At 38.4% G+C, this 3,905-nt stretch carries 3 protein-coding genes and 1 tRNA gene; all 4 read right to left on the bottom strand.

Annotation, left to right across the window (positions count from 1 at the left end; genetic code table 11):
- Positions 1–72: 72 nt before the first annotated feature.
- A tRNA-Tyr gene (locus ADH54_RS05655) sits at positions 73–153 on the bottom strand.
- A 49-nt stretch (positions 154–202) separates the two neighbouring features.
- Entirely contained in the window at positions 203–433 is a 231-nt protein-coding gene (locus tag ADH54_RS05650; protein WP_000037113.1) for a DUF2969 domain-containing protein, read from the bottom strand.
- Between the two features lie 98 nt (positions 434–531).
- A complete protein-coding gene (locus tag ADH54_RS05645; protein ID WP_049524362.1) occupies positions 532–2,499 on the bottom strand; it encodes a peptide ABC transporter substrate-binding protein in 1,968 nt (655 codons plus the stop codon).
- Positions 2,500–2,521: 22 nt separating this feature from the next.
- Positions 2,522–3,544, bottom strand: a complete 1,023-nt coding sequence (locus ADH54_RS05640) for a branched-chain amino acid aminotransferase (RefSeq protein ID WP_049524361.1) — start codon at positions 3,542–3,544, stop codon at positions 2,522–2,524.
- Between the last annotated feature and the right edge of the window lie 361 nt (positions 3,545–3,905).

Genomic DNA, 3,905 nt, shown 5'->3' with positions numbered 1-3,905 from the left:
CTGGATTCGAACCAACGCATGAGGGAGTCAAAGTCCCTTGCCTTACCGCTTGGCTATACCCCATTGATGAAATGGAGAGAGAGGGATTCGAACCCCCGAACCCGAAAGAGCGGATTTACAGTCCGCCGCGTTTAGCCTCTTCGCTATCTCTCCTACAATCAACATTGACTATTATATCATGAAAATTTCAAAAAAACAAGACTTATTTTGCTAAATTATAATTTTCAATCAAAATTTCCACAGCTTTTTCCAATTTTTTATAAAAACTATCGACATTCCCATTCTTTATGATGGCAAATTGTCCGTCTAATTCGGCAATTTCTCCGATAACTTTTTTACCAATGGTCAAGGTATAACCTTCAAAACTGTCTTTTCCTACATTAACTTTAGCATCTGCTACTTGAATTTCAATTTTTTTATCTTTCTTGCTCATTTCATACCTCTCTTCACTTTTTCTATTTTACAAGAAAATCCCAAAACTAGCAAGAAAAAACTCTATATCATTCCAAGTCTGATATAGAGTTTTCTGCTTTATTTAATGTGTTTTTCTAGTTCTTTTTGGTACTTACCGTTTGATTCCAATTTTTCTTTTTGCCATTTTTTCAGTGCTTCTTCATATTCTTTTGTTGTAACGATATCTTTTTGCAATTTCATTCCTTTAAAGATATATGGGTCACCCTTAATACCAACTTGTGAGTATGGTTTTGAGAATGGCACTACATTACTTACAACTGGAGAACCACCAGATGAGGCTGTCGGCATCAATAATGAACTATCTGTCAACCAAGCTTGAGCCTTGGCATATTTTTCATAGCGCTCTTCAAGATTCGTAGTTTCTGAATCCGCATCGTCCAATAATTTCTTATATTGGTCCAAACCAAGTTTAGCTACAACATCTTTATCTTTCCCTTTAGTAATACCAAGGTGTTTCATAGCAGAACCTGATTTAGGATCCATGATATTCAAGTAAGATGCTGGGTCTTGATAACTTGGAGCCCATCCTGTACTGTTCAAATCATAGTCTTTTTGAGAAGGAACACGCGCTTGAGAAGTGATTGTTTCCTTTTCATTATCTGTCATTTGAAGAATGTCGATAACAACATTTTCAGCACCAAGAGTTGATTCGATAGACTGTTTGAAAGAGTTACTTTGTTGAACTGCGATGGTATCTGTTTGTTCAACTGGGACATCCAAGTGAATTGGGAAAGTTACCCCTTTAGATTCCAAGTCTTTCTTAGCTTTTTCAAATGCTGCTTTAGCCTTGTCAGGGTTGTAGATAGAATCCTTACCGTCAACTAGCTCAACACCTTTCCATTGGTCACCATAGTTCACCAACTCTGCTTGAGCAATTTGACCAAAGTTCTTACCACCTGCTTGTACAAAGTTGTCAGGAACAAGGCTGTTACGAATAATCTTATCCGCACCGTCTTCACCATTTAGCTGGGCAGCATAAGAATGACGGTTGAAGGCAAAGTTGATAGCCTGACGGAAGTCCTTATTAAGCATAGCTTCTTTAGTAGAAGTCTTTTGCTCTTCACTTGTTTTCGCAGTTTTATTATATGATTGACGATTTACGTTAAAGGTGAAGTAATAACTACTTGAGTCCTGTGGGCTATAAGTGATTTTATCTCCGTATTGTTCCAAAGTTGAAGCAAAGTTTGAGCTACTTGGGAAGAGACGGGCTGTCGTATAGGCACCTGAAGAGAAGCTACGAATCAACGATTCCTGATCAGAACCATCGTAGTAAGTCAATTTGACCTTTTCAATTTTTACCTTTTCTTTATCCCAGTAATTTGGGTTTTTCTCGTATTCGATCAACGATTTAGAAGTCAAGGTCTTCAAGATATAAGGACCATTGTAAAGAATCCCTGCTGGAGTAACTGCTCCATAATCTTTACCTGATGCCTTCAAAAACTCTTCATTTACAGGCAACATCGTTGCTGTGGTGACTTTAGAGTTCCAGAAGCTTTCTGGTTTGTTTAGGGTATATTCAACTGTATAATCGTCCAAGGCCTTAACACCAACTGTAGAGAAATCATTGGTCTCACCAGTCATGTAGGCATCCAAGCCCTTGATTGAATTTTGGATGAGAGAGACACCGTCTGACTTACCGTCAGCTACGTGTTTTAGTCCTGTCACAAAGTCATGGGCTGTTACTTCTGCATATTCTTCACCTTCAGAAGTGTACCATTTAACTCCTTTACGAAGTTTATAGGTATAAGTCAAACCATCTTTTGAGACAGACCAATCTTCAGCCAAGGAAGGAATAACATTCCCGTACTGGTCGTTTTCCATCAAACCATCCACCACGTTCCCGATGACATCTGTTGTAGATGTACGAGTCGCTATACTATAGTCCAAAGATGCTGGATCTACTGCATAGACATATGAAAATGTTGTCGGTGCATCTGCTTCTTTATCAGCTTTTCCACAAGCCACTAAAAGAGCTGTCGTGCTCAGGACTACTCCTGCTGTTAAGAGCCACTTTTTCGATTTCATCAAAAATCTCCTTTTGTTTATTTTAATCTACTTTTACAATCCAACCTTCTGGCGCTTCAATATCACCAAACTGAATACCTGTCAATTCATCATAGAGTTTACGAGTCACAGGACCTACTTCTGTTTCACTATAGAATACATGGAAATCATCACCGTGTTGAATACCTCCAATTGGAGAAATAACCGCTGCTGTACCACAAGCACCCGCCTCTACAAAACGATCAAGATTTTCAATTGGAACATCCCCCTCAATAGGAGTTAAGCCCAAACGATGTTCTGCTAAATAAAGCAAAGAATACTTGGTAATAGATGGCAAGATAGATGGACTCAATGGTGTTACAAATTCATTATCAGCTGTAATCCCAAAGAAGTTAGCTGAGCCGACTTCTTCAATCTTTGTATGTGTTGATGGGTCTAGGTAGATAACATCTGAGAAATGACGTGATTTAGCCAATTTCCCTGGCAAGAGACTGGCAGCATAGTTCCCACCAACCTTAGCGGCACCTGTACCATTTGGAGCGGCACGGTCGTATTCATCCTGAATCAAGAAGTTGGTTGGAACCAAACCACCCTTAAAGTAATTTCCAACTGGCATAGCAAAGATAGTGAAAATGTATTCCTCCGCTGGTTTTACCCCAATAATATCTCCAACACCAATCAAAAGAGGACGAAGATAAAGGGTTCCACCTGTTCCATATGGTGGTACATATTCTTCATTGGCGCGGACAACTGCCTTACAAGCTTCTACAAACATGTCTGTCGGAACTTGTGGCATCAAGAGACGATCACAAGTACGTTGCAGGCGTTTGGCATTTTCGTCCGGACGGAACAGTTGAACACTACCATCCTTAGTACGATAGGCTTTCAAACCTTCAAATGCTTGTTGGCCATAGTGAAGACTTGGAGAAGACTCTGAAATATGCAAAGTTGCATCCTCTGTAAGCTCCCCTTGATTCCATTGTCCATTTTTAAAATGCGCAATATAGCGATAAGGTAATTTCATATAGGAAAAACCAAGGTTTTCCCAATCAATCGTTACTGTCATATTCCACTCCTTATTCTAAAAACCTATTTCTTATATTCTACACTTTTTTTCTAAAATAGCAAGTATATTTTGTAATTTTCAGAAAATTTCTTCAATAAAAAGAATCTAAGATATCTGTCGTAATGAATCCTATATGGAGATTGCATAAAAGACTCAAATTATTCTTCTATCTCATTTGGTGCTACCTATTTAATAACTGAACTTATTTTTGACATACACAGAGTCCATATATAAGATCAGTAAGAAGTCTCAACAGAGATATCGCGAATTGAATTAAAAATAGCACATGATGTTGTGCAATCTTCTTATGGCATATTCAATAGATTTTCGTAAAAAAGTTCTCTCTTATTGTGAGCGAACA

The organism is Streptococcus pseudopneumoniae (genome assembly GCF_001072315.1).
Taxonomy (GTDB): Bacteria; Bacillota; Bacilli; order Lactobacillales; family Streptococcaceae; genus Streptococcus; species Streptococcus pseudopneumoniae_R.
The sequence above is the reverse complement of the archived record's forward strand: the minus strand, read 5'-3'. Positions and strand labels throughout refer to the sequence as shown.

Bases quoted from the DNA above. Each gene is read 5' to 3' on its own strand.
- ADH54_RS05650 (WP_000037113.1), bottom strand. From the start codon at position 433: ATGAGCAAGAAAGATAAAAAAATTGAAATTCAAGTAGCAGATGCTAAA.
- ADH54_RS05645 (WP_049524362.1), bottom strand. From the start codon at position 2,499: ATGAAATCGAAAAAGTGGCTCTTAACAGCAGGAGTAGTCCTGAGCACG.
- ADH54_RS05640 (WP_049524361.1), bottom strand. From the start codon at position 3,544: ATGACAGTAACGATTGATTGGGAAAACCTTGGTTTTTCCTATATGAAA.